General features: G+C 59.6%; 21 protein-coding genes. 6 read left to right on the forward strand and 15 right to left on the reverse strand.

Annotated features, from left to right (window positions below; translation table 11 throughout):
* The first annotated feature begins 286 nt into the window (after positions 1 to 286).
* A complete protein-coding gene (locus ACLIRY_RS05790) occupies positions 287 to 2,719 on the forward strand; it encodes a methyl-accepting chemotaxis protein (RefSeq protein ID WP_413204409.1) in 2,433 nt (810 codons plus the stop codon).
* An 80-nt stretch (positions 2,720 to 2,799) separates the two neighbouring features.
* On the opposite strand, the gene ACLIRY_RS05795 is transcribed toward ACLIRY_RS05790, so the two are convergent.
* Positions 2,800 to 3,096 (reverse strand): hypothetical protein, encoded by a 297-nt coding sequence (locus ACLIRY_RS05795; protein ID WP_413204410.1) that lies wholly within the window; start codon positions 3,094 to 3,096, stop codon positions 2,800 to 2,802.
* 86 nt (positions 3,097 to 3,182) lie between these two features.
* Complete coding sequence (locus ACLIRY_RS05800) at positions 3,183 to 3,668, reverse strand: Hsp20 family protein (protein WP_413204411.1); 486 nt, start codon at positions 3,666 to 3,668, stop codon at positions 3,183 to 3,185.
* A gap of 256 nt (positions 3,669 to 3,924) precedes the next feature.
* On the opposite strand from ACLIRY_RS05800, the gene ACLIRY_RS05805 reads away from it, so the two are divergent.
* A complete protein-coding gene (locus ACLIRY_RS05805) occupies positions 3,925 to 5,868 on the forward strand; it encodes an ATP-binding protein (RefSeq protein WP_413204412.1) in 1,944 nt (647 codons plus the stop codon).
* 68 nt (positions 5,869 to 5,936) lie between these two features.
* Here the strand turns inward: ACLIRY_RS05805 and ACLIRY_RS05810 are convergent, their stop codons facing one another.
* Positions 5,937 to 6,812, reverse strand: coding sequence for an SDR family oxidoreductase (locus ACLIRY_RS05810; protein WP_413204413.1), 876 nt, complete (start codon positions 6,810 to 6,812; stop codon positions 5,937 to 5,939).
* A gap of 140 nt (positions 6,813 to 6,952) precedes the next feature.
* Here ACLIRY_RS05810 and ACLIRY_RS05815 point away from each other — a divergent pair, with 140 nt between their 5' ends.
* On the forward strand, positions 6,953 to 7,585 hold the full coding sequence (locus ACLIRY_RS05815) for a TetR/AcrR family transcriptional regulator (protein WP_413204414.1): 633 nt from the start codon (positions 6,953 to 6,955) through the stop codon (positions 7,583 to 7,585).
* A 24-nt stretch (positions 7,586 to 7,609) separates the two neighbouring features.
* On the opposite strand, the gene ACLIRY_RS05820 is transcribed toward ACLIRY_RS05815, so the two are convergent.
* Together ACLIRY_RS05820 and ACLIRY_RS05825 are read right to left on the reverse strand one after the other, a co-directional pair.
* On the reverse strand, positions 7,610 to 9,340 hold the full coding sequence (locus tag ACLIRY_RS05820) for a monovalent cation:proton antiporter-2 (CPA2) family protein (RefSeq protein WP_413204415.1): 1,731 nt from the start codon (positions 9,338 to 9,340) through the stop codon (positions 7,610 to 7,612).
* Positions 9,341 to 9,366: 26 nt separating this feature from the next.
* On the reverse strand, positions 9,367 to 10,995 hold the full coding sequence (locus ACLIRY_RS05825; protein ID WP_413204416.1) for a polyphosphate kinase: 1,629 nt from the start codon (positions 10,993 to 10,995) through the stop codon (positions 9,367 to 9,369).
* Between the two features lie 381 nt (positions 10,996 to 11,376).
* On the opposite strand from ACLIRY_RS05825, the gene ACLIRY_RS05830 reads away from it, so the two are divergent.
* Entirely contained in the window at positions 11,377 to 12,573 is a 1,197-nt protein-coding gene (locus ACLIRY_RS05830; protein WP_413204417.1) for a phosphoglycerate kinase, read from the forward strand.
* Between the two features lie 535 nt (positions 12,574 to 13,108).
* Here the strand turns inward: ACLIRY_RS05830 and ACLIRY_RS05835 are convergent.
* The 3 genes from ACLIRY_RS05835 to ACLIRY_RS05845 all read right to left on the reverse strand — a co-directional run bounded on the left by ACLIRY_RS05835 (position 13,109) and on the right by ACLIRY_RS05845 (position 14,644).
* Positions 13,109 to 13,534, reverse strand: coding sequence for an organic hydroperoxide resistance protein (locus tag ACLIRY_RS05835; RefSeq protein ID WP_413204418.1), 426 nt, complete (start codon positions 13,532 to 13,534; stop codon positions 13,109 to 13,111).
* 108 nt (positions 13,535 to 13,642) lie between these two features.
* The gene (locus tag ACLIRY_RS05840; RefSeq protein ID WP_413204419.1) at positions 13,643 to 14,080 is read right to left on the reverse strand and encodes a MarR family winged helix-turn-helix transcriptional regulator; all 438 of its coding nucleotides are present in this window, start codon (positions 14,078 to 14,080) and stop codon (positions 13,643 to 13,645) included.
* Positions 14,081 to 14,278: 198 nt separating this feature from the next.
* Positions 14,279 to 14,644, reverse strand: a complete 366-nt coding sequence (locus ACLIRY_RS05845; protein WP_413204420.1) for a DUF4189 domain-containing protein — start codon at positions 14,642 to 14,644, stop codon at positions 14,279 to 14,281.
* On the opposite strand from ACLIRY_RS05845, the gene ACLIRY_RS05850 reads away from it, so the two are divergent.
* Positions 14,602 to 15,153 carry a hypothetical protein gene (locus ACLIRY_RS05850; RefSeq protein ID WP_413204421.1) on the forward strand — a complete coding sequence of 184 codons (552 nt, stop codon included), beginning with the start codon at positions 14,602 to 14,604 and terminating at the stop codon, positions 15,151 to 15,153. The two genes, ACLIRY_RS05845 and ACLIRY_RS05850, sit on opposite strands and share 43 nt — an antisense overlap.
* Before the next feature lie 286 nt (positions 15,154 to 15,439).
* Here the strand turns inward: ACLIRY_RS05850 and pheT are convergent, their stop codons facing one another.
* The 4 genes from pheT to rpmI all read right to left on the reverse strand — a co-directional run bounded on the left by pheT (position 15,440) and on the right by rpmI (position 19,778).
* On the reverse strand, positions 15,440 to 17,836 hold the full coding sequence (gene pheT, locus ACLIRY_RS05855) for a phenylalanine--tRNA ligase subunit beta (RefSeq protein ID WP_413204422.1): 2,397 nt from the start codon (positions 17,834 to 17,836) through the stop codon (positions 15,440 to 15,442).
* Entirely contained in the window at positions 17,833 to 18,909 is a 1,077-nt protein-coding gene (gene pheS, locus ACLIRY_RS05860) for a phenylalanine--tRNA ligase subunit alpha (RefSeq protein ID WP_413204423.1), read from the reverse strand. Before pheS ends, pheT begins: the two co-directional genes overlap by 4 nt.
* Before the next feature lie 241 nt (positions 18,910 to 19,150).
* A complete protein-coding gene (gene rplT / locus ACLIRY_RS05865) occupies positions 19,151 to 19,507 on the reverse strand; it encodes a 50S ribosomal protein L20 (protein WP_413204424.1) in 357 nt (118 codons plus the stop codon).
* Between the two features lie 73 nt (positions 19,508 to 19,580).
* A complete protein-coding gene (gene rpmI / locus ACLIRY_RS05870) occupies positions 19,581 to 19,778 on the reverse strand; it encodes a 50S ribosomal protein L35 (RefSeq protein WP_413204425.1) in 198 nt (65 codons plus the stop codon).
* 549 nt (positions 19,779 to 20,327) lie between these two features.
* Here rpmI and ACLIRY_RS05875 point away from each other — a divergent pair.
* Entirely contained in the window at positions 20,328 to 20,876 is a 549-nt protein-coding gene (locus tag ACLIRY_RS05875) for a helix-turn-helix domain-containing protein (RefSeq protein ID WP_413204426.1), read from the forward strand.
* 150 nt (positions 20,877 to 21,026) lie between these two features.
* Here the strand turns inward: ACLIRY_RS05875 and ACLIRY_RS05880 are convergent, their stop codons facing one another.
* The 3 genes from ACLIRY_RS05880 to ACLIRY_RS05890 form a co-directional block, all read right to left on the reverse strand.
* Positions 21,027 to 21,287: a hypothetical protein gene (locus ACLIRY_RS05880; protein ID WP_413204427.1), complete on the reverse strand. Its 261-nt coding sequence runs from the start codon at positions 21,285 to 21,287 to the stop codon at positions 21,027 to 21,029.
* Positions 21,287 to 21,907, reverse strand: a complete 621-nt coding sequence (locus tag ACLIRY_RS05885; RefSeq protein ID WP_413204428.1) for an acyl-homoserine-lactone synthase — start codon at positions 21,905 to 21,907, stop codon at positions 21,287 to 21,289. Before ACLIRY_RS05885 ends, ACLIRY_RS05880 begins: the two co-directional genes overlap by 1 nt.
* 287 nt (positions 21,908 to 22,194) lie before the next feature.
* Positions 22,195 to 22,944, reverse strand: a complete 750-nt coding sequence (locus tag ACLIRY_RS05890) for a helix-turn-helix transcriptional regulator (RefSeq protein WP_413204429.1) — start codon at positions 22,942 to 22,944, stop codon at positions 22,195 to 22,197.
* Positions 22,945 to 23,271: the final 327 nt, after the last annotated feature.

Consider the following 23,271-nt stretch of genomic DNA (forward strand, 5'->3'; position numbering starts at 1 on the left):
CAGCCAAGAGGACACTATTCGGCTTTCTCTACGCGACCACACAAGGAGCCAACACCATAGGCTTGGGCTTAACCCGGCACAACAACTTATAGTTAGGTTTGTAAACTCCCCGCAATCCCTTGCCTGAATCAATGCATTAGACTACCCTTGCATGACCTGAACTTAAGAGTGGGACAAAGAATACTTTTTGCGGTACGATATACTGTATCGGTTTCAAAACACCCATCACACCGACCCCAGAAACGGGTGGTGAATGTTCCTCCTCACTTTCAGAAGGAGTAAGGCCTTGCGTCTCGGCATTCGCATTCCTCTGTTGATCGTCGGGCTTGGCCTTATTGCCCTCATTGGACAAGCCACGTTGTCCTATCTCCGTGCCCGCGACGCGCTGATCGTAGAAACACAAAACAAGCTCTCCGCAGTCCTAGATTCGCGCGCTGCCGAATTAACCCAGTACTTCAAGGCCATTGAAGAAGATTTGACGGTCCTGGCAGCCGGACCAGCTACCCGAATGGCCCTGAACGACCTCATCGCCGGATGGAATGCCCTGGGTTCCGACCAGACCGCACAGCTACAAAAGCTGTACATCACCGATAATCCCAACCCCACCGGCCATAAGGATGAGCTCGACGCAGCTTCCGATGGATCAGCCTACAGCACTGCCCACCGCCAGTGGCACTCCTGGTTCCGGAACCTTCTCCGAGCCCGGGGCTACTACGATATCTTCCTGTTCGACCCCAAGGGCAACCTCGTCTACACGGTCTTCAAGGAGTTGGACTACGCCACCAACCTGGTCAATGGCAAATGGGCCGATTCAGAGCTGGGAAAGGCCTTCCGCGCAGCCCGGGACACCCCCAAACCCGGCAAGGTTGCGTTCTTCGACTTCGCCGCCTATGCCCCCAGCCATGGCACCCCGGCCAGTTTCATGTCCACGCCCATTGTCGATCCAAAGACCGGAACCCTTCTGGGAGTCCTCGCCTTCCAGATGCCCGTGGAGCGAATCGACCACCTGATGCAGCAACATATGGGCCTTGGGAAGACGGGTGAAATCTATGTGGTGGGCAAAGACAAGACCATGCGCTCCGACAGTCGATTCTCCAAGGAAAGCACGATCCTCAGCCAGACCGTCGACACACCTCAAGTCACAGCAGCCCTGTCCGGAGAGCGTGTCCAAGGACTCTTCACAGACTATTTGGGTGACCCTGTGGCAGCGACAGCCATGCCCATCGATATCGATGGCGTCCGCTGGGCTTTGGTCGCCGAACAGAACGAAGGGGAAATGCTCGCCCCCACCCGCGCTTTAACCAAGTCCATCCTCCTCGTCACGGCCATTTCTGCCGTTCTCCTGTTCCTGGTCGGCTTTCTATTCTCCCGCTCTCTGACCCGTCCCATCCTCGCTTTGACCGCCGTCATGGGACATTTGAAAGCCGAGAAGTACGACGTCATGGTTCCCGGTCAAACCCGGCCGGACGAACTGGGAGAAATCGCCAAGGCTGTCGATGTCTTGCGACAGTCAGGGGCTGAAGCCGCCCAGCTCCGCGAACAACAGGAATTAAACCGACAAGCCGCCGAGGAGCAAAAAACGGCCGCCCTACGCGCCATGGCCGAAACGGTGGAGCAGGAAACCCGAAATGCGGTCGACGCCGTTGCCGACCGAAGCGAAAACATGGCCAAAACGGCCAACGTCATGGCAGACAGTGCAACAGAGGTGGCGGAAAACGCCTCAGCCGTCGCTGCCGCTGCGGAGGAAGCCCTCGCCAACGCCCAAGCCGTCGCCTCAGCGACCGAGGAAATGACCGCCTCCATCCACGAGATCTCCAGCCAAGTGACCCGGGCAACCGATATCACGGCCAAGGCAGTCGATGCTGGAGACAGGACAAAACGGACCATCACCGAACTGAATAACACCGTGGAACGGATCGGCGAAGTCGCCAATCTGATCAGCGACATCGCCAGCCAGACCAACCTACTGGCGCTGAATGCCACGATTGAGGCCGCCCGGGCAGGCGAGGCCGGCAAAGGTTTTGCTGTCGTGGCAGGAGAAGTCAAAAACTTGGCCAACCAGACGGCACGCTCCACCGAAGAGATCACCCGGCGCATCACGGATATTCAAAACGCGACCCAGTCCGCCACCCTGGCCGTGGATGACATCAGCGCCACCATCCATGACATGGACCACGTGTCCGAAACCATCGCCGCAGCCATGGAGGAACAGGGCGCAGCAACCCGGGAAATCGCCCGCAACGTCAGTCAAACTGCGGAGTCGTCGCGAGAGGTTACGTCACGCATCACCGAGGTCTCGGACAATGCCCGGGCCAATGGTGACAGGGCCACGGTCATGCGCCAGGGCTCCTCAGACGTGGCCACATCCATCAACGAACTGCGAAAGACCCTGATCTCGGTCGTCCGCACCAGCACCAAGGACGTGGACCGGCGCAAGGCCCAGCGGTTCCATATCAATGTCACCTGCTCCCTGGATGCCTCCTCCAAAGTCATCCCTTGCATGCTGGAAGACATCAGCCTGGGCGGCGCAAGACTGACGCAAGTCTCCGAAGCCATATCTCAGGGAAGCACCATCACCATCCATTTGCCAAACGGCGCCAAGCCTAAGGGAGCCGTGATCGAGCAAACCAAGGATTATCTCAGAGTGCAGTTCAACGACGGCGAACTAACCCAAGCGGCCCTGACCAGCCTGACGGAATCGCTTCAAACCAACCGGTAAAGGGTCTTCAACAGACGCCCATGGGAACGGCATGGGCGTCTGCATCCCCCGTCCATTGACGGGGGCATAACTCTTGCCCGTCAGTGGACGGGCATGGGCCTCATGTCATGCTGGACGATGGCTGCATTCGCCAATTCCAGGCTGGGCGCCCACCCAATACGCGCGCCATTGGCGGCGTGGATGGTGAATCCATCTGCCGGGCCATCATGGTCCAGAACGGAATGCCGAGCGTAGGCGATGGCGTTCAGGCCCAACACGGCCAATTCTTCGGGGTTGATAGACAGTATTTGGCCATCATCCTGATGGGACCCTGCCTGATCAGCTCCCGTTTGCGTGGCCTGTATTTGATGGGCTGGTGTCGTCTTGACGGCTGTCATGGTGACAATCTCCCGTTTTCCTCTCACGCGACCCCATATGGGCATCGCTCCAATCATCTTACCACCAATCCGATGCACGAATCGGATCAGGAATTCTCGTCATCCCGAGCCAAGGCGGAGACATCAATGGCACGCGACGGCGCCCCCTTGACGGTCTCACCCTTGGCATCGATGGGAATATGACGCACTTTGGTTTCCGGAATCGGCCGTTCCAGATCGACATGCAAAAGCCCGTTTTCCAGGCTCGCCCCGGATATTTCTATCCCCTCGGCGAGGACGAAGGCGCGCTGGAACTGGCGCGACGCTATACCCCGGTGCAGATAAATGCGTTCGCAATCGTCGTTCTGGCGCTTGCCACGAATGACAAGCTGATTGTCCTCCACGGCCACGGACAAGTCCGTTTCAGCGAATCCGGCGACGGCCAGGGTGATCCTGAGGCCAATTTCGCTGGTCTGCTCGATATTATAGGGGGGATAGCCCTCGGCCTGGTTCTTGGACACCCGGTCGAGCACACGCTCGAAATGGTCGAACCCCAGCAAAAGCGGGCTATTGAATACGGATACTCTGGTCACCTGCGTCCTCCTCAATGGTAGAAACCCAATGCGGCGCAAGGCCATTTGGGTCTGGAGCGAGTCCACATGGGGCCCGTTTCCGGCGCCCATGAAGTGGACCGGCCCCAGAAGGGGCACCGGTCCATACCCATATTTCGGGAGTCCAACCGCCGCCGTCAAGCGATGGCGACGCCAGGCAATGACGATCCCCCACCCCCCGGTGTACAAGAAAAGACCTCCGGACCAAGCCGAGCCTCCCAAAAAAACTGAGATCCAAATGACCCTGGACAGCCGAACCATTCTTCACGTCATTCTGGACAGTCTGGATGACGACATCACCCTGGTGGACCTGAAGGGCCGCATCCTGGCCACTGGCAGCGCATGTGCGAAACGCCTGGGTGTGTGCCATCCCAAGGACGCCATCGGCATGGATGCCTTTGCCGCCCACGCTCCCGCCGTGGCCGAAGGACGCCGCGCCGCCCTCGCCAGGGTTGCCAGTTGCGGCATCGCCGAGGTGATCGAGGACCAGGAAGATGGCCAGTGGTGGTCCGTCCGTCTGGCGCCCGTGACAGGTTCCTGGCACACCATCGAAGGCGTCGTCATCCGCGCTAGGGAAATATCGGAAACCCGCAGTCTCGCCCTGGCCCTCAGGGATAGCGAGGAACGGTTCCGTGGCACCTTTGACGCCGCCGGCCATGGCATGGCACTGGTGGAGCTGGATGGACGCTTCCGCATGGTCAATCCGGTCCTGCGCGACCTTCTGGGCCTGTCCGAAAAGACCCCCGGCGACCTGCCCTCCAGGGTCTTTCCCGGAGATATCAAAATTGCCCTGGACCTCGTCCGCCGCCTGGGCAACGGCCAGGAAACCTCGGTCACCGTCCGCATGCGGTTCGTCGGCGCCGATGGGAACACGATCTGGGCCTCGGTCAGCGCCGCCCTACAAAGCCCCCTGGTGGGAGAACGGCCCTATGTGGTCATGCACCTACGTGACATCACCCAAGAACATCTGGCCGAACATCGCCTGAGGGAGGCCAAGGAGGAGGCAGACCGAGCCAGCCGAGCCAAGACCCGCTTCCTTGCGGCGGCCAGCCACGATTTGCGTCAACCCCTCCAGGCCCTCAACATGTTCGTCTCCGTCCTCGCCGCCCGGGAAGAGAATCCCCGCAAGCGCGAGATCGTCACCAAGATCGAGAAGACCGCAGAGGCCCTGACGGGTCTGCTGAACACCCTGTTGGACATTTCCAAACTCGACGCCGGGTTGATGCGGCGGGAACCCCGGGACATTTCCTTAGCCCCCCTGCTCTCGCGCCTCGCCGACGAATTCCACCCTGTGGCCGCCGCCAAGGGTTTGAGCTTCAGCCATGTCAGCACCTCGGCCAAGGCCCATGCGGATCCTGCCCTGGTGGAAATCATCTTGCGGAATTTTCTGGGGAATGCCCTGCGGTATACGCCCCAAGGTCGTGTCCTCTTAGGCATCCGCCACCGGTCCGGAAGACTGGTGGAAATCCAGGTGATCGACACCGGGTCCGGCATCCCCGAGGAGCAGCACAGCCTGATTTTCGAGGATTTCCACCAAGTGGAAAACCCCACCCGCGAGAAAGGTGAAGGGCTGGGTTTGGGATTGGCCATCGTTAAACGGGTGGCAACCTTGTTGGATGCCCAAATTACCTTGGCCTCAATCCCTGGAAAAGGATCTCGGTTCGGCCTTGTGCTATCCCCACCCCAAGGAGTGCTGGCGGGATATGGAACCGGGGGCCTTCGGTCAGCTGAACCGGAAGCGGCCCAGGGGTTGACCGTGCTGCTGATCGATGACGAACCGGCGATTCTGGATGGCTTGACCCTGGTCCTGGAGGGTTGGGAGTGCGAGGTTTTGGCCTTCGATGACCTTGAAGGTCTGCGAGAAGGCCTGGAGTCCGGCGGCTTCGAGGCGCCACCGGATGTAATCATCGCCGACTACCGCCTGGGAGAGCAAGAAACCGGGGTGGACGCTGTGACCCTGGTCCGCACCCATTTCGCCCTGCCCGTTCCTGCCCTGTTGCTGACCGGCGACACCGCGCCCCAGCGCTTGCGAGAAGCGGACGCCAGCGGCCTCCCCCTCCTGCACAAGCCAGTCAAACCGGAGGTTCTGCGCGGCGCCATAGCCGACCTGTTGGCCGGTGGGTTGACCCTGGAGGACACGGCACCGGAGACGGTCGTCCCCGGCAGCACACTTTTGTTGTAGCAATTGGTGAGAGTCAAACGGGATCAGTTTGAATCAAACTGGCCCCGTCTGACTCTCATTCTATAAGTTTAGAGTATCTTCGATGCGGCCTGGGACCAGATCCCTGTCACGGCCGCCTCGCATGCGAATGTGGAGAAATCCTTCGGATCGCGGCCCAAGACCCGCTGCACCCCATCGCCCAGCCCGACATTCCGCCCGTCCAGCACGGTGGAAAACAGGTAGTCCAGTAACCAAACAACGTCCTTAGGTGCTCCGCACCGGCTGACGTCCTCAAGAAAGGCGTCGTGGGAGATCTGGACAAAATTGATCGACCGCCCAGAAGCCCGGACGATCTCTCGGGCGATCTCGGCGAAAGTCATAGCCCGGGGACCCGTCACCTCCAAGACCTCCCCGACCCAATCCGGTTCGGTCATGGCCGCTACGGCCACGTCGGCAATGTCATCGGCATCGATAAAGGGTTCGGGAATATCCCCAGCGGGAAGGGCGATGGTTCCACCCTGGACCATGGGGAGAAATGCGCCTTCGGTGAAGTTCTGGTTGAACCAACTCGCCCGGACGACCGTGGCCTCCAGACCGCTGGACAATACGATCCTTTCGCAGGTTTCTGCTCCGGCCTCTCCTCGCCCCGAAAGCAAGACAAGACGGCGTAATCCAGCGGCACGAGCGCTTTCGACAAAGTCCGCGATGGTCTCGGGCGCCCCGGGAATGGCGAGGTCCGGGGCGTAGTTCACATAGGCAACCTCCATAGCGTCCAGAGCCGCAGACCACCCTGAGGGGCTGCCCCAATCAAAAGGGATTGCCCCCCGCCTGGAGCCAACTCGAGTGGGGACTCCTTTGGCGGTCAGGCGGTCAACGATGCGATGGCCGGTTTTTCCCGTGCCACCCAAGACCAAAACAGACGGGGTTTGGGAGCAGCGACCCTGAGGGGCGAGGATATTGGGCATGGCGTAGTCCTTTCGACGAGTCAAATTGACACAGTGTAAACTTTACACAGCGTCAATATCGCCTCCCTTGACATGCTGTCAAGTTCCATTCATCTCTGTCCCACCATTGATTGTCCCCACTCCAACCCAGAGAAACGCCCTTGCCCCAAACCACCCCAACCCCGACATCGGGCAAATCCTCCCGTGACGCCACCCGAGACCGAATCCTCGATGCCTGCTGGCGCTTGCTTGAGCGGGGTCCCGGGGCCCAGGTCCGCATGGGAGATGTCGCCAAGGAAGCGGGCGTCAGCCGCCAGGCCGTCTACCTGCATTTCCAGAACAGGGCAGACTTACTCATTGCCACGACCCGATTCATCGAGGACCGTGCGGACACGGAAGAACGCCTCGCCCCCAGCCGTACCGCGACCACAGGACAGGAGCGGCTGGAGAGCTTCATCCAGGCTTGGTGTGGGTTCATTCCGGTGATTCATGGGGGAGCGGGTGCCCTGATGGCGATGGCCGATACGGACCCCGAAGCCCAAGCCGCCTGGGGCAACCGCATGGAAGCCCTCCGCCAGGGCTGCGAGGCCGCGATCACAGCCTTGGACCGAGATGGCGATCTGGACCCGGCGCTGACCGTCGAGCGTGCCACGGACAGCCTTTGGGCTCTCCTTTCCGTTCGCCTGTGGGAACAGCTGGTCCAGGATCGGGGATGGAGTCAGGAAGATTATGTTTTTGAAATAAAACGACTGTCCCGCAGGGCCTTTCTCAAACCCTCTGGCGAGCAGGGATAGCCGACAGGCCCGAAACGACCGAAGTCAGACCCCCTTTCCAACCGATGACGCATCCGATGCCGACTCCTGGCGGGCCTCATCCATGGCTTGGGTCAGCCCCGTGTAATGGTCCCCCCGCAGCGCACGCACCAAATCCGCTACCGCAGCCGGATCGGCCTTGGCCGCCTTGGCCGCCTCCGCCCCCAGGCGCAAGCTCGCCTCCAAAGTCTCCGGCACGGCGTGCGCCGCCCCCTGGTTCCGAAGATGCTCGGACATGGCCAAGTCCCGGGCCCGGGCGTGGACAGGGAGGTTGGGGAAATGGTGGCGGACAGTCCAGAGAGTCCGTTCCGCAGCCCGAGGGCTATCCAGGGTAATCACCAAAAGGCGAGCCTCCGCCGCGCCGACAGCGCGCAGAATCTCCGGCCGACTGGCGTCCCCGTAATAGACCCGGGTCCCCGCCTTGCGCCCCCGGTCCACGTTCTCGCTGTCCAGATCAATGGCGCGACACGGGATTCCAAGGCTGTGAAGCATACGTGCCACTGTCTCGCCCACCCGACCAAACCCCGCAATCAGAACGGGGCGGTCTTCCGACGGGTCCGCATCCTCGGCGCCATCGGCCGCCCTTGCATTCTTAAACCGGGGCGCCAACCGGTCACCCAGCATCGCCAACAAGGGCGTAACAGCCATACCCAGGGCGATCACCGAGACCAACGGTTCGGAGACCGCCGGAGCAAGCACACCCTGCTCCCCCGCATAGGCGAACAGGACGAAACCGAATTCCCCAGCCTGGGCCAGCAGCAATCCCGCCTGGAGGGATCCTGCAGCATCCAGCCCGGATAATCGCGCCAGACCGATGATCAGCCCGGCCTTGACCACCAGCAGGACGACCAAAGCGCCCAGGATCAACGACCAATTGTTCACCAACGCCCCCAGATCGATACCCATGCCCACGGCCATAAAAAACAAGCCGAGCAACAATCCCCGGAAGGGCTGGATATCCACTTCAACCTGATGGCGGTATTCGGAATCGGCAAGCAGCACGCCCGCGAGAAATGCACCCATGGCCATGGACAGCCCCGCATGCTCCATAAGCCAGCCAAAGCCCAGGACCAGCAACAGGGCCATCCCGGTGAAGACCTCCGCCCCTCGGGTCGAGGCAATCAGTTTCAAGACCGGATTGATCAGAATCCGTCCTCCCAGGATCACCGCCACCAGGATCCCCAAGGTCTCAACGATGGCTAGACCCAAGTCCATGGATAACCCCGACCCCGTATCCGCCAGAAGGGGAACCATCGCCAACAGAGGCACAACCGCGAGGTCTTGGAAGAGCAGAATGGAGAATCCGGCGCGGCCCCACTGGGCAGAGAGTTGATTTCGATCTGACAACAGTTGCACGCCGAACGCCGTGGAGGACAGGGCAAGACCGAATCCAGCCACCAGGGCGGGTCCCGGATCCAGCCCCAACCCCAGGGAAGCCAAAGCAGAGAGCGCCCCCCCGGACACCAGGACCTGGGCTCCCCCCAGGCCAAACACCAAGCGGCGCATGACCCACAGGCGGCTGGGTTTGAGTTCGATGCCGATCAAAAACAACAGAAAGACGACTCCGAACTCGCCAATATGGGCGATTTCCCCGGGATCTCGGATCAAACCTAAGCCCCAGGGTCCGATAACCGCACCGGCCACCAGATAGCCCAGGATTGCCCCAAAACCCAGACGGCTGAACACTGTGGCTGCCGCGATTGCCGCAACCAGCAGGGTCAAGACCTCAACAAGCACACCATGATCTTCCATAAGGAGGGGTCTTAGCCTTTCTTGAGTCTCCGCTCCAGGTCATCACAGACGGTGCGCAGGATCTTCACCCGGGCAAACTTCTTGCTGTTCCCCTCAACCAGGGTCCAGGGCGCAACGGAGGTGCTGGTACGTTCCACCATCTCATTCACCGCCGTCTCGTACTCGTCCCATTTGTCCCGGTTTCGCCAGTCTTCTTCGGTGAGTTTCCAGCGCTTGTAGGGGATTTCTTCCCGCTCCTTAAAGCGGGAGAGTTGTTCATCCTTGGTGATATGCACCCAGAATTTGGACAGGACAATGCCGTGGTCAACCAGTTGGGATTCGAAATCCCGGATTTCGGAGAAAGCCCGACGCCACTCATTCCGGCTGGCAAAGCCCTCAACCCGCTCCACCAGGACCCGACCATACCAGGAGCGGTCGAAAATGGTGAACCGACCGGCCCGGCTCATGTGGCGCCAGAACCGCCAGAGGTAATGCTGGGCCTTTTCCTCATCCGTCGGCGCAGCCACCGGGATCACCTGATAGTCCCGGGCATCCAACGACTTGGTCAGGCGGCGGATGGCGCCTCCCTTCCCAGCCGCATCCCAACCTTCGAACATCAACACCGTGGACACCCCCTTGGCCTTGGCCTTGCGGGAGAGCTCGTTCAAGCGTGCCTGTTCGAAGGCCAATTCCTTCTCGTAATGTTTCTTGGACAGATCCAGGTCCATCTCCAGGGTATGCAGGATGGAGGGCAACCCCTGGTGCATCTCCCCAAGCACCGCATCCACATCGTCGTTGGTCGATAGGCTGGAGGCCAGTTGATCCGAGGCCTTGGCCTTTGCGCTTTTGGGCGGGGTGCTTTTGACTTGGTCGGGCTTGGTTTCCGCCGTGGCCGGTTTCTCGTCCTTGGGCATCTCCTTGGACAAACTGGCCACCGCCTTCAAAGCGGCCCGTTCGGCCAACTGGTTGCGAATGGCATCCCGAAGGGTTTTCAGGACCGTCACAGACCTGTACCGGTGATCCTCCCCTTCGATGATCTGCCATTGGGCATGGGCGACACTGGTCCGCTGAATCAGGCGCTCCGCGGCATCGATAAAGGAGTCGTAATCCCGCCAGTGGTCCCAGTCCGTCTGGGTGACCCGCCAACTCGACAGGGGATCCTTCTCCAGGGTCTTCAGACGTTTGCGTTGTGCGTCTTTCCCCAAATGCATCCAGAATTTGAGGATCAGCGCCCCATCGTCGGCCAAGGTTTTCTCGAAGGCCGACACCCGTTCCAGGGCGGCATCAAAAGCCGGTTGGTCAATTTTGTTGGATGCCCGCTCCATGAAGGGGCGGGAATACCAAGACGATAGGAACAGCCCCACCTGCCCCTTGGGCGGCAAATCCCGCCAATACCGCCAAAACTCCGGCCGCTCCCGTTCCTCATCCGAGGGCGGGCCGTAGGCGCGGGTGCGAATCCAGCGGGGGTCCATCCACTCGTTGATCAAGTTGACGCTTTCGCCCTTGCCGCCACCGTCCACGCCAGAGAACAGGACGATCACGGGAAAGTCCGCCTGCAACAGCAACTGCTGCAGCTCCAACAACTCCGTGCGCAAGGGCGTCGCCAAACGCTCAAATTCGTCTTTGGATACCTTGCGCCCCAATTCGGCTGTGCGAAACATCTAACCGCCCCTTTTCTAAACTGCCCGCTTTTTTCCCCTCGGATCAAAACATTAGACGAAAATCACCGAAATCGGAATCGATTTAAGCCACCGAAAGGGAACCAGCGCCCCAAGACGGTTTCGTGTCACGGCAATACCGACCAAGCGCGGGGGTGGCCGGAACGGGATCCCTCTGCTACTTTCCCCTACGGCTTGGCGGACCTCTCCTTTTTTGTCCACAAGCCCCGGACTCAGTTAGGGAAGCCGACGCGGACGGGATGGGGTGGATTTTCTTTCCCCTCCCTCGGTGTTGGGCTGCCTCCAGTCCCACCTTTTCGGGACGCGCAACCGTGCGGCCCCACTGCGGACCAACAACCGATACTGGCATAGGGGAAACGAGCCATGCCCACCTTCAAGACCATCGACGACCTGGATGTGACCGGCAAACGCGTGCTCGTGCGCGCGGATCTGAACGTGCCGATCCGGGACGGCAAGGTCACCGACACCACCCGCATCGACCGGTCTGCCCAGACCATCCGTGATCTGGCCGAGAAGGGCGCCTGCGTTGTCGTCTGCTCCCACTTCGGACGCCCAAAAGGTCAGCGCGTCCCGGAAATGAGCCTGAAACCCATTGTCGAACCCCTGTCCAAGGCCCTGGGGAACATGGCCGTTTCCTTCGCCGACGATTGCGTCGGTCCGGCTGCGGAATTGGTCGTCAATGGCCTCGCCCCGGGCGAAGTCGCCCTGTTGGAGAACCTGCGCTATCACGCTGAGGAAGAGAAGAACGATCCGGACTTCGCCCAGAAGCTGGCCGCGCTCTGCGACATCTATGTGAACGACGCCTTCTCCTCGGCCCACCGCGCCCATGCCTCCACCGAATACATCGCCCGTCTCGTCCCAGCCGCAGCCGGTCGCCTGATGCAGGCCGAACTGGACGCCCTGGGCAAGGCCCTGGAAGCCCCCGAGCGCCCCGTGGCCGCCATCGTTGGCGGTGCCAAGGTCTCCACCAAGCTGGAACTGCTGGGGAATTTGGTCGAAAAGGTAGACATGATCGTCATCGGCGGCGGCATGGCCAACACCTTCCTGTTCGCCATGGGCACCGAGATCGGCTCCAGCCTTTGCGAGAAGGACATGGCCGACACCGCCCGGGAGATTATGGAGAAAGCCGCTGCGGCGGGTTGTGAAATCGTCCTGCCCATCGACGCCGTGGTGGCGTCGGAATTCAAGGAAGGCGCGGCCAACGAAACTGTCTCGATCACAGCGGTGCCCAAGGACAAGATGATCCTGGATGTGGGCATAGCCAGTGCCAAGGCCGTGATTGCCAAACTGGAGACCTGCAAAACCCTGGTCTGGAACGGCCCCATGGGCGCCTTCGAGATCAAGCCCTTTGACGCCGCGACCAACTTCATTGCCCAGGCCGCAGCCCAAGCCACCAAGGCGGGCAAGCTGCTGACCGTAGCCGGTGGCGGCGACACCGTTTCGGCGCTCGCCAACGCGGGGGCGCAGGAAGACTTCACCTACATCTCGACCGCTGGCGGCGCCTTCCTGGAATGGCTGGAAGGCAAAACCCTGCCAGGTGTGGCCGCCCTGGAGGATTAGGACCGTTTGCAGAGTAGGGGGGGCTCCACCCGCTGTCGGCCCTTCTTGGACCTCAAAGGGACTCCTGGCGCGTTCCCCCCTGGGGCATGCCTGTGCGTCTGCTCGGGATAGGGCAGTGTCTTATATTTTTTGGGCGATTGCCCAAGCCCATTTGGGGGCAAATGCCCCCAAACCCCCCTTTTTTTGTCCGGGGTCTGGGGCTTTTCGGCCCCAGCCTCGCCAAAGAAGGGGGGGGACGGAGCAAAGGCCCGTGACGGGAAAACACCCTCTGTCGTATACAGAGTGGGTCTGATAGACCGGGTTTCATAAACGTGGTCTAAATCACATGGTTAAAGAGAGGTATGATACCAAGGTGCGGTGAGTTTGACTCACCACACCTTGGAAGCCGCCAAGTGGCCGCCGCGCCTTATGGCGCGTAAAAGCCCGCCTGGCGTTTGAACGCAAGAAAAGCGGCCTGGGTTTAAACCCGCGCCGCTTGGTATGAGACGGAAAGCCGCTGCACAGTTTTTCTCATTCCGCTCTAAAACACCGACCATTAAACAATGGTCAGACGCACATCAATATTGCCACGGGTGGCATTGGAATAGGGGCAAACCTTGTGAGCCCGCTCCACCAGGGTTTTGGCGGCGGCAGGATCCATGCCGGGGAGGGAAATCCTCAGGTCGACCTCAAGACCAAAACCGTCGGGAACGGGGCCAACCCCGACTGTTGCGCCAACGGATACGTCGGAGGCAAGCGGCAATTTGTCCTGCCCGGCGATGAACTTCAAGGCACTAAGGAAACAGGCGCTATATCCGGCTGCGAAGAGTTGTTCCGGATTGGTGCCGTCTCCACCCCCACCACCCAACTCCTTTGGGGTGGAGAGACGGAAGTCAAACTTGCCGTCATCCGTGACAGCACGACCATCTCGACCGCCGGTGACAGTGGCCTGGCCGCGATACAGGATTTTTTCGATAGACATGATGGGTTCCTTGTTGGTTTAAATCGTACGAATTAATATCGTGCACGATTTATTTGATGAAAGCAGGGTAGGGTTTGTACCACTTGCGGGGTCTCCCCTTCACCACGTTCATTCCGTGGTGCGATACAAGGCACCACGCAAACGAAGGAGGTCACCGCGCAAATCCGTCAACTCCGGAACCGTCATATCCGTAGCCCGAAGAACACAAGCAGGGACAACCCGCGCCCGATCCTTGAGCGTCCGCCCCTGTTCCGTTAGAGAAACAATGACCTGACGTTCATCTTCGGCCGACCGCACCCGTTGGAGCAAGCCGTTGGCTTCCATCCGCTTGAGCAATGGGGTCAGCGTCGTTGTCTCCAGCAGAAGTTGGTCACAGATCTCCGAAACATTCCGTCCATCCCGTTCCCACAGAACCAGCATGACCAGATATTGTGGATAGGTCAGCTCCAGATCTTTCAATGCCTTGCGATACACCCGATTCATGCCGTGCATGGTGGAGTACAAGACGAAACAAAATTGGTTCGCCAACTTCAGTGAGTCGTCCATGTGGTCCGGGGTCGATTGGGATGTTTCGTTGCTCATAGACCAGTCATTATATCGTGCACGATCTATAGTCAAGCGATAAAAAAGAACCCGGGCGGCAAATACGATGCAGCGGCGGAAACCCAACCCCGGGTTTCCGCCGCGTCCACGATAAAAGACAAAGCGGCTCCCTCACCGAATCCGGTTCGGTTGCTCGGACTATTATCCGTTGCACTCCGGCGGAACGATCGCGCAATCGGCACCGCAGGATTGCCGTGCCCGCTGCCGGACTTGATCCTTTGTGGCACCGATGGTTACCAGAGGAGCCCTATTGGGTCGGCTCGCCAAGGTAGCGCATTCCCTGGGACCAAAGCTGTCCAGAAGAGCGCAGTCTGCTCCGCAAATGCTCATCGCCTCACGCCGGGCTGCATCCGGGCTGGACATACCCCAACTCAAGCCATAGTCACGGGTTCCCGCGTTAAAAACAACCGCACCGTATTCAGCGGATCGGCGGGCGGGGGTCTGGGCACATCCGGAAACGGCGATTGCACCGACGCAAACCAGAAGAACGGTTCCGCGCCACATCATTCGAAATGTCCCCGCTTGGAGCCCCCATCATGGCCGCCACCGCCACCGTCATGGCCACCATCGCCACCGTCGTGACCGCCGCCACCGCCGTCATGGCCACCATCGCCACCGTCGTGACCGCCGCCACCGCCGTCATGACCACCATCGCCACCGTCGTGGCCGCCGCCACCGCCGTCATGACCGCCATCGCCACCGTCGTGGCCGCCGCCGCCACCGTCGTGGCCGCCGCCGCCACCGTCGTGGCCGCCGCCGCCACCGTCGTGGCCGCCGCCGCCACCGTCATGGCCGCCATCGCCACCGTCGTGGCCGCCACCACCACCGTCATGGCCGCCATCGCCACCGTCGTGGCCGCCGCCACCATCATGGCCGCCATCGCCATCCCCGTCGGCATGTGCGAGGTTCAACACGGTGAAGCCACCGTCCACATATTTCACGGAGATAGGTGTGAAAACACCGATGCAAACCGCGATCACAGACGTAGCAAGAACGAAATAACGCCGCGAACCTAGCCCGGAATCACTTCTCTTTACACCATGAAGAACCACACTTTTCGGATTATTATTATGTTTCATCTCACTCTCCACTTCAATTCCCTGTTTTTTCATTATCCTTTTCCCAGAAGGCACGATGAAATGTACGACTACAATCTGACAGCATCCTGACCAACAGGTGCTTTCTTGAAATACGCCGAAACCAGCGCAGGGAGCGAAGAGGGCAGGCGAACGGCTCTCAACCATAAAAAAGGGGGAAGCAGCTCAAGCCACTTCCCCCTCCTCCTCAATCAGATACCGAAGATTACCCCCGCAAAACCCCACCGGTAGCCTTAACCACAGCGTCAACGACCTTGGTGGAGACCGCCTCGATTTCCTCGTCGGACAAGGTATGGTCCCTGGGCTGCAGGGTAACCGCCAATGCCAGCGATTTCTTGCCCGCTTCCATCCGGTCGCCCTGGTAGACGTCAAAGATCGCGGCTTCGGTGATCAGGGTCTTATCCGCCCCCTTCGCCGCGCGCACCACGGTCTCCGCAGGCACATCGGCCTCCACCACGAAGGCGAAGTCCCGTCCCACCGGTTGGAAGGGCGACGAGACCAGGACCGGACGGGTCTTGGTCGGCTTGGTCTTGGGCAGCGGCAGCAGGTCGAGATTGACTTCATAACCGACCACCGGCCCTTTCACATCGATCAACTCCAGCACCGCCGGGTGGATCTCGCCGAAGGTGGCCAACACATTCTTGCCCAGGCGAATTTGACCCGACCGCCCCGGATGGTACCAATCCGGCGCATCCTGGGAGATCTGGAGATTCGCCACGGGTGCACCCGCCGCCTCCAGAATCGCCAGCACATCGGCCTTGGCATCAAAAACGTCGACCTCGCGCGAAGGACGAGACCATTCCCGACCGACAGCCTTGCCCGCCCGGGCACCTGCGGCCACCAAGGCCTGCTCCCCAGGCTCACCGCCGTGGAAGCGGGGTCCCACTTCGAACAGCCCCAGATCCGGGAACCCCCGGGCGGCGTTGCGGCCCAGGGCAGCGATCAGGTTGGGGAGAATCGCCGGGCGCATGGCGTCCAGGTCACTGCTGATCGGGTTGGCCAACATCATGGCATCCTGACCACCCCCAAAACGCGCGGCCCAGGCACGGGGCATGAAGGACCAGGTTACGGCCTCCAACAACCCCCGGGTGGCGAGGCATCGCTTGACGGTGACCATGCGCCGCTGACCCGGGTTCAGCACCGGCTTGGGCTGGGGGTCCCGGGGCAAGGGCACCGCCGCCACGTTATCGTAACCGAAGAGGCGAATCACCTCCTCCACCAAGTCATGTTCCTCGTGGATATCGACCCGCCAACTCGGCGGATCCACGGCCAGGACATCGCCCTTGTCCTCCACCTGGCACCCAAGGCGGATCAGCGAATCGACCATGTCAGTCTTGGGGATTTCCACGCCACCCAGGCGGGTCACCCGCGCGGGCCGCAGGGCAATGGTCCGCTTCCAGGTCGGCGGCGCCCCGGCGATCACCAGCTCCGAAGGCTCACCCCCACAGAGGTCCAGAATGAGTTGGGTCGCCAATTCAGCGCCCAGAACACAGCTTTCCGGATCCACACCCCGCTCGAAACGGTAGCGGGCATCGGAGTCGATCCCCAGTCCTCTGCCCGAAGCGGCGATCCGCGTCGGCTCGAACAGGGCGGATTCCACGAAAACATTCACCGTCTCCAGGGAGCAACCGCTGTGCAGCCCCCCCATGATGCCACCAATCCCCTGGGGACCCCGAGCGTCGCAGATCACAACCGTTTCGGTATCGGGGCGATACTCCACCTCGTCCAGGGCCACCAGGGTTTCCCCAGGCTTGGCAAAACGCGCGGTGATGGGACCTTCGATCTTGTCGGCATCGAAGACATGCAAGGGCCGGGCCCGGTCGTAGGAAACCAGATTGGTGATATCCACCAAGGCGCTGATGGGCCGCAGGCCAATGGCCGTCAGCCGATCCTTGAGCCAAGCCGGGCTTTCGCCGTTTTTCACATTGCGGATATAGCGCCCCACGAACATGGAACATCCCTCAACCGCCTTGGTGTCGGCAGTGATGTCCACAGTGATGGGACTCTGGAACGTTCCGGCTACGGGGGTAACAGGATCGGGCTTCAGAGTGCCCAATCCGCCTGCGGCCAGATCGCGGGCAATGCCCCGCACACCCAAGGCGTCGGCCCGGTTGGGGGTGATGGCGATATCGATCATCGGATCAATGGACAGCAGCGACAGCAGGGGCGCCCCCACGGGCGCGTCCTCGGGCAATTCGATGATGCCGTCGTGATCCTCGCCCAGGCATAGCTCGCGGTAGGAGCACATCATGCCCAGGCTTTCCTGCCCCCGAATCTTGCCCTTCTTGAGCTTCTCCCCCGTTACAGGAATGAGCGTCCCCACCTTGGCCAAGGCCACCTTGAGGCCCTTGCGCGCATTGGGGGCGCCACAGACGATTTGCAGAATCTCGTCCCCGGCGTCCACCTTGCACAGCTTCAAGCGGTCGGCATCGGGGTGCTTGTCCGCTTCCAGGACATGGCCCACGACAAAGGGGCCGAGCAGGGCGCCGGGATCCTGGACCTCTTCCACTTCCAGACCCAGGGCGGTCAGCTTCTCGGCAATCTCGGAGACGCTGGCGTCGGTCTCCAGGTGGTCCTTGAGCCAGCCGATGGTGAACTTCATCGGGACAGCCCTCCATGCACGGTGGGGAGATCCAGCGCGGCGAAGCCATAATGGCGCAGCCAGCGCAGGTCGGAGTCAAAGAAGGTCCGCAGGTCGGGAATGCCGTATTTCAGCATGGCAATGCGCTCCAGCCCCATCCCGAAGGCGAAGCCCTGATACTCCTCAGGATCCAAGCCACAGGCCTTGAGCACGTTGGGATGGACCATGCCACAACCAAGGATTTCCAACCAATCGCCACCCGCGCCGATCTTCAGCTCCCCGCCCTTGCGGGAACACCCGATATCCATCTCCGCCGAGGGTTCGGTGAAGGGGAAGAAACTGGGGCGGAACCGCACCGGCAGGTTCTTGACCTCGAAATAGGCTTCCATGAATTCCTGGAGGCAGCCCTTGAGGTGGCCGAAATGCGTCGTCTTGTCGATGACCAACCCTTCGAACTGGTGGAACATGGGCGTATGGGTCATGTCCGAGTCGCAGCGATAGGTCCGACCCGGTGCCAAAATACGGATCGGCGGCTTTTCCTTCACCATGGTGCGGATTTGCACCGGCGAGGTATGGGTCCGCAACACATGGCGGGTACCATCCTCACGCGTCGGCAGGAAGAAGGTATCGTGCATCTCCCGGGCCGGGTGGCCGGGCGGGAAATTCAACGCCGTGAAATTGTGGAAATCGTCCTCAATCTCCGGCCCCTCGGCCACGAGAAAGCCCATCTGGGCAAAAATGGCCACCACCTCTTCCCAGGTTTGGGTGATTGGATGAATGGCACCGCTGGTCTCGCCGGGGGAGGGCAGGGTGACGTCCACACGCTCGGTCACCAAGCGGGCCTCCAAGGCCTGGGCGGCCAAGTCTGCCTTGCGAGCGTCCAGAGCCTGGGCGACCTCGTCCTTGACGGCGTTGAGCGCCTGGCCCGCCGCCTTGCGGGCCTCGGGATCCATCCCCCCCAGGCCTTTCATAAGCCCGGTGATACGGCCCTTTTTGCCCAGGGCGGACACTCGGATGGCGTCCAGCGCCTCCAGATCCTCGGCCTTGGCGACGGCGTCGAGCAGGTCGCCGCGCAGGTCTTCCACGTTGTCCATGCGTCTCGGTTCCAAGGTTTTCGCGGGGAGGATGGACCCTTGGGGCGCGCCTATTCCGCCCCACGCCAACCGCCCTGTGATGGAAGGAATGTTCGAACGCCTTAAGTACCTGTCCAGCCCCATGAAGGCCAGACCGGGAAAGGCGTCGAGCAAGAAAAAAACGGGAGCCGCCCCTCCAGGCGACTCCCGCTTTTCGTCTTTCAGACCCGTTTGGGGAAGCAAACCTCCCCGAACTTGCCTTTTACTGAAGCGCCGCCTTCGCCTGGGACACCAGGTTGGCAAAGGCTTCGGGCTCATGCACGGCCAGATCGGCCATCACCTTGCGGTCGAGCTCGATGCCAGCCTTGTTCAGGCCATCGATAAAACGGGAATAGGTCATGTCATGCTCGCGCACACCGGCATTGATGCGCTGGATCCACAGGCTGCGGAAATTGCGCTTCTTGTTGCGGCGGTCACGGTAGGCGTACTGGAGACCCTTCTCCACCTTCTCGATCGCAATGCGATAGTTGGTGGAATTCCGACCCCGATAGCCCTTTGCGAGCTTCAGAATCTTTTTGTGGCGGGCATGGTTGGTTTTGGCGTTTGTCGCGCGGGACATGGTTCAGCTCCAAATAAGCGTGCTGTCGTCGATCAGTCAGAAGTCAGGACATGAAAAAGGCGTGATCAGACGATCAGCCGTAGGGCATGAACTTCTTGATGATCTTCTCGTCCGAGTCGCAAAGAATGAAGGTGCCACGGGCATGGCGCTTCATCTTGGTGCTCTTGTTGGACAGCAGGTGGCTCTTGTAGCCGACCTTGACCTTGACCTTGCCGGTGCCGGTCAGGCTGAAGCGCTTTTTGACAGCGCTCTTCGTCTTCATCTTGGGCATTTTCGGTTCCTTTTTAGGGGTTGGCTCTTCTCCAAGGGAGGAGGCAGCGCAGACCACCGGTTTGACCTAACGGACGACTGGGCATGCCCGGGGTCCAATGGACCCTCCGCCGCGCCATCCGATTATCACGGAGCCCAGGGTTATACAGAGCAGCCCCCGCCAGCGCAACAGGAGTCCGGACCCACCTGCATCTTTCGACAAGACAGCCCCAACATAACCGGCGGAAGAATGAGCACCCAAAGCAAACGCCCCTTGATTGTCTTCGAGTTAGAACACCCCCCAAGATCAACAAATGCGCTGTAATGGACCTCAAAATGACACGGAAAACGATTAGGAAAAGGAGAAGTACACGCATTTTTGATATTTTCCATAGCACAAAATACAGTATTCAACTTTTTTTAGACTAGCAACTCGTGATAGTTTTTTACGAAAAGACTCAAAAAACTGACATTTTGGACGCAACACCTCTGGACAAAAGGATGGTTTTACACCCATATCACACCTACAAGGTGACTTCGGTCACGGAATTTTACTGTACGGACAACGTAAATGCGCAAAGGCAAACAAGCGGAGGTGCGCCCGTATTCGAGCGACAACCCAGATCCGCTGGACATAGAAGTGGGACGACGACTGCGGCTCCGCCGCAAACTGTTGGGGTTAAGCCAGCAGCAATTGGCTGATTCCGTTGGCATCACTTTCCAACAAGTGCAGAAGTATGAACGGGGCGTGAATCGATTGAGTTCAAGCCGCCTTTGGGATTTTGCGACAATTCTAGGGGTCAGTGTTTCATTCTTCTTCGAAGACCTGGAGACGGCGGACGTGGACCGCACGATCCCCCGGGCGCGACAGGATGCCTTGGAGCTCGGCGATTCTCTGCCCGTGTCGGAGGACCCCCTCACTCGGACGGAAACCCTGGAGCTGTGCTACGCCTTCTGGGCGGCATCACCGCGGGTTCGTAAGCGGTTTTTAGATTTCCTGAAGGTCACCGCGACCCTGGAAAAGCCCGCTTACGAAGACGGAGACAATCCCAAGGATGCATTGGCCACTATGGCAGCACAAGAAACCTTGGAAAGCCAGCTCCCAACATCACGAAACTGATCGGCGGAAATCTCGCTGAGACAGGCTCATTGTCAATCAGAATTGGTCCTACAATACTGATGTTTTCGATCGAAACGGAAAGAGGAGCTTCCTAAGAAGCTCCTCTTTCCTGTTGGTCCGAAGGATTGGCACAAGAAAAGCCGTCACAAGTCAGTGGAAGGAACTTGACCGTCCCGGTTCGGGGGGAGGGTACCCTCCCCAGCGTCGTTCCAAGGACTGCCGAGCGCATCCGATCAGAACACTGACCTCTTGCCCCCCCACTTTTAAGGCTTCTGTTTCCAGGTAAGCGAGGGCTTCCCAGAGGCCACGCACGCAGTCCGGTCCATCATCGGGAGTTTCAATTTCGGCACTGTCGACCCCATCCTTCTGCATGGGCTCCATCCCATCGGCGGCTTTTCCCCGGATTCCCATTAGGCTGCCCTCCGGATGACTTCGAGCGGAAGCATCTCTTCGGTAACCTTTGCCCGACGCCGGGCAGAAGCCAAAACCTCCTCGGAGATCTCAACGTCCAGGGCTACGACCCCGGTGCCATCCATCTCTACCATGTCTCCCAACCGCTTGAAGCGATATCCGCCACGCCTGAGGATCGGCTCCATGCGCACATCTGAAACGGAGACGTATTTGTCGAGCCCTTCCCGCAGACCATATTCTTGAAGGGCGCACAGCAACATACCACACAAATTGCCACATCCCTCCGTCCGCTCCGACCGGTGGTCGACGGCGAACCGGGTTACATCGATCACACGCGGATCCTTGGGAATCACGCCATTGACCAACATGGGAAAGGCTTCACCCAACAGACTCCGCTTGGCGGTATTCAACAAACGCGCGCCCGCCACAACCTGTCCACGAGAATTCATGGTTGTCAAATAAACCGCGTCCTGGTCATCAAACTGGTCAAGCTCCCGGCCGGCGGGGCAGGCCAATGGCCACTTCAATCGATTGATAAAAATTTCGTGGCGCAACTCGGAGAACGAATGAATGTCGTATGCGTTGGATATCGCATTGAAGCGGTCTGTTATCGTGAACATGAGGGCAACTCCTTCCCTGTGGTTGGAAAGAGGTAAGCAGATTTTAGGCGCCCAGAAATCCCGGGTACCTTCTGGGGGGAAAACCCCCTCCGTCTTTTTACTGAATTGACTTTTAGAAATGTTTTATTATCAATTTCTTGAAATATTCCCCCTCAAAGTACTCAAAACGCAAGCCCGCCGATTCATCATCGGCGGGCTTTCAAAGCAAAGTCAGAGGGGCAAAGTCAGAGGGACATCACACCGTCGGCGCAATGCCAACGGGTCCACACCTTTTGCGTGAATTGCCCTCACATGGGCAGCAGACCCCGTGTCAGGGCAACAACGACCGCATGGGTCTTGGAGTAGGTTCCCAACTTCCGTTTTGCATTCTCCAGATGCGATTCCACACTTTTGACGCTGATACCAATGATCTCCGAAATCTCGCCAGATGTCTTACCCACAGCAGTCCAGCGCAGGATTTCCTGTTCACGGGGACTGAGAAAGCTTTTCTGACGACGAGACGTCAAGCGCGCGTTAATCAAAGGACTGCGCGCCTGACGGTCGAAATATATTGCTATAAGATGAAGGAGATTGGCGTTTTCTTCAATCAGTACGTTCCCTCGACGCTCATCGTCTGGGACCACGGACAGGGTTACATAATCCCCATGCATGCCTGGAATCGGAACCGAATACCCGTTTTCCAAGCCTGCATCCGCAGCTTCCTTAAACATGCGGCTCTGGTGTTTCGAGAGGGTTTCCGAGTCGGTCGCATCACGCCAGAAGAAGGGGAGCTGCCGAACCGGAGCGGACTGAATAATAGGATCCACTTCAAGGAAGCCCTCCTTGAAGTAATGCTCTGCCCAAGCCGATCCATAATTGTGCAAGACATAGGGAAGCCGACGGCCATCCCCATTGAGCCGCACCACGTGGTAACAGGCGTGACGGAACCCCATTGCACCTAAGGTATCGGTCAACACCACGGTCAGTTCGTCTGTGGATGTCGCCCCGCCCAATGCCCCCACGAAGGAGGCTAAGATATTCCCATCGTCAGAAGTCATATTCCCGTTTCCCCATGAAATCTGAGCAACTGAACTCACAGAGAATGCATCCAATAGGAAAAAGGCACCAGCGATTCGCGAGTAATTCGCGCAAAAACCCGTAAAGCGATCTCGTCTTCAGTGTTTTGGACACCAAAAACGAACTATAAAGCGTATTTTTCAGGGTAAGGGCGAGCGGCAAACAAAACAGAGACACAAGCGTTCAATGTATTTAAATTTTTATGCAACCGAATCCGGGTTCTGACAGAGAATCGACGGCCCCACCCGCTTAATACCATGCGGCGCGAATTGAAACCCACGCCGTTTATCCTCCGCCCAAACGCTAGA

The sequence above is a fragment of the Rhodospirillum sp. A1_3_36 genome (assembly GCF_047263945.1).
Lineage (GTDB): Bacteria > Pseudomonadota > Alphaproteobacteria > Rhodospirillales > Rhodospirillaceae > Rhodospirillum.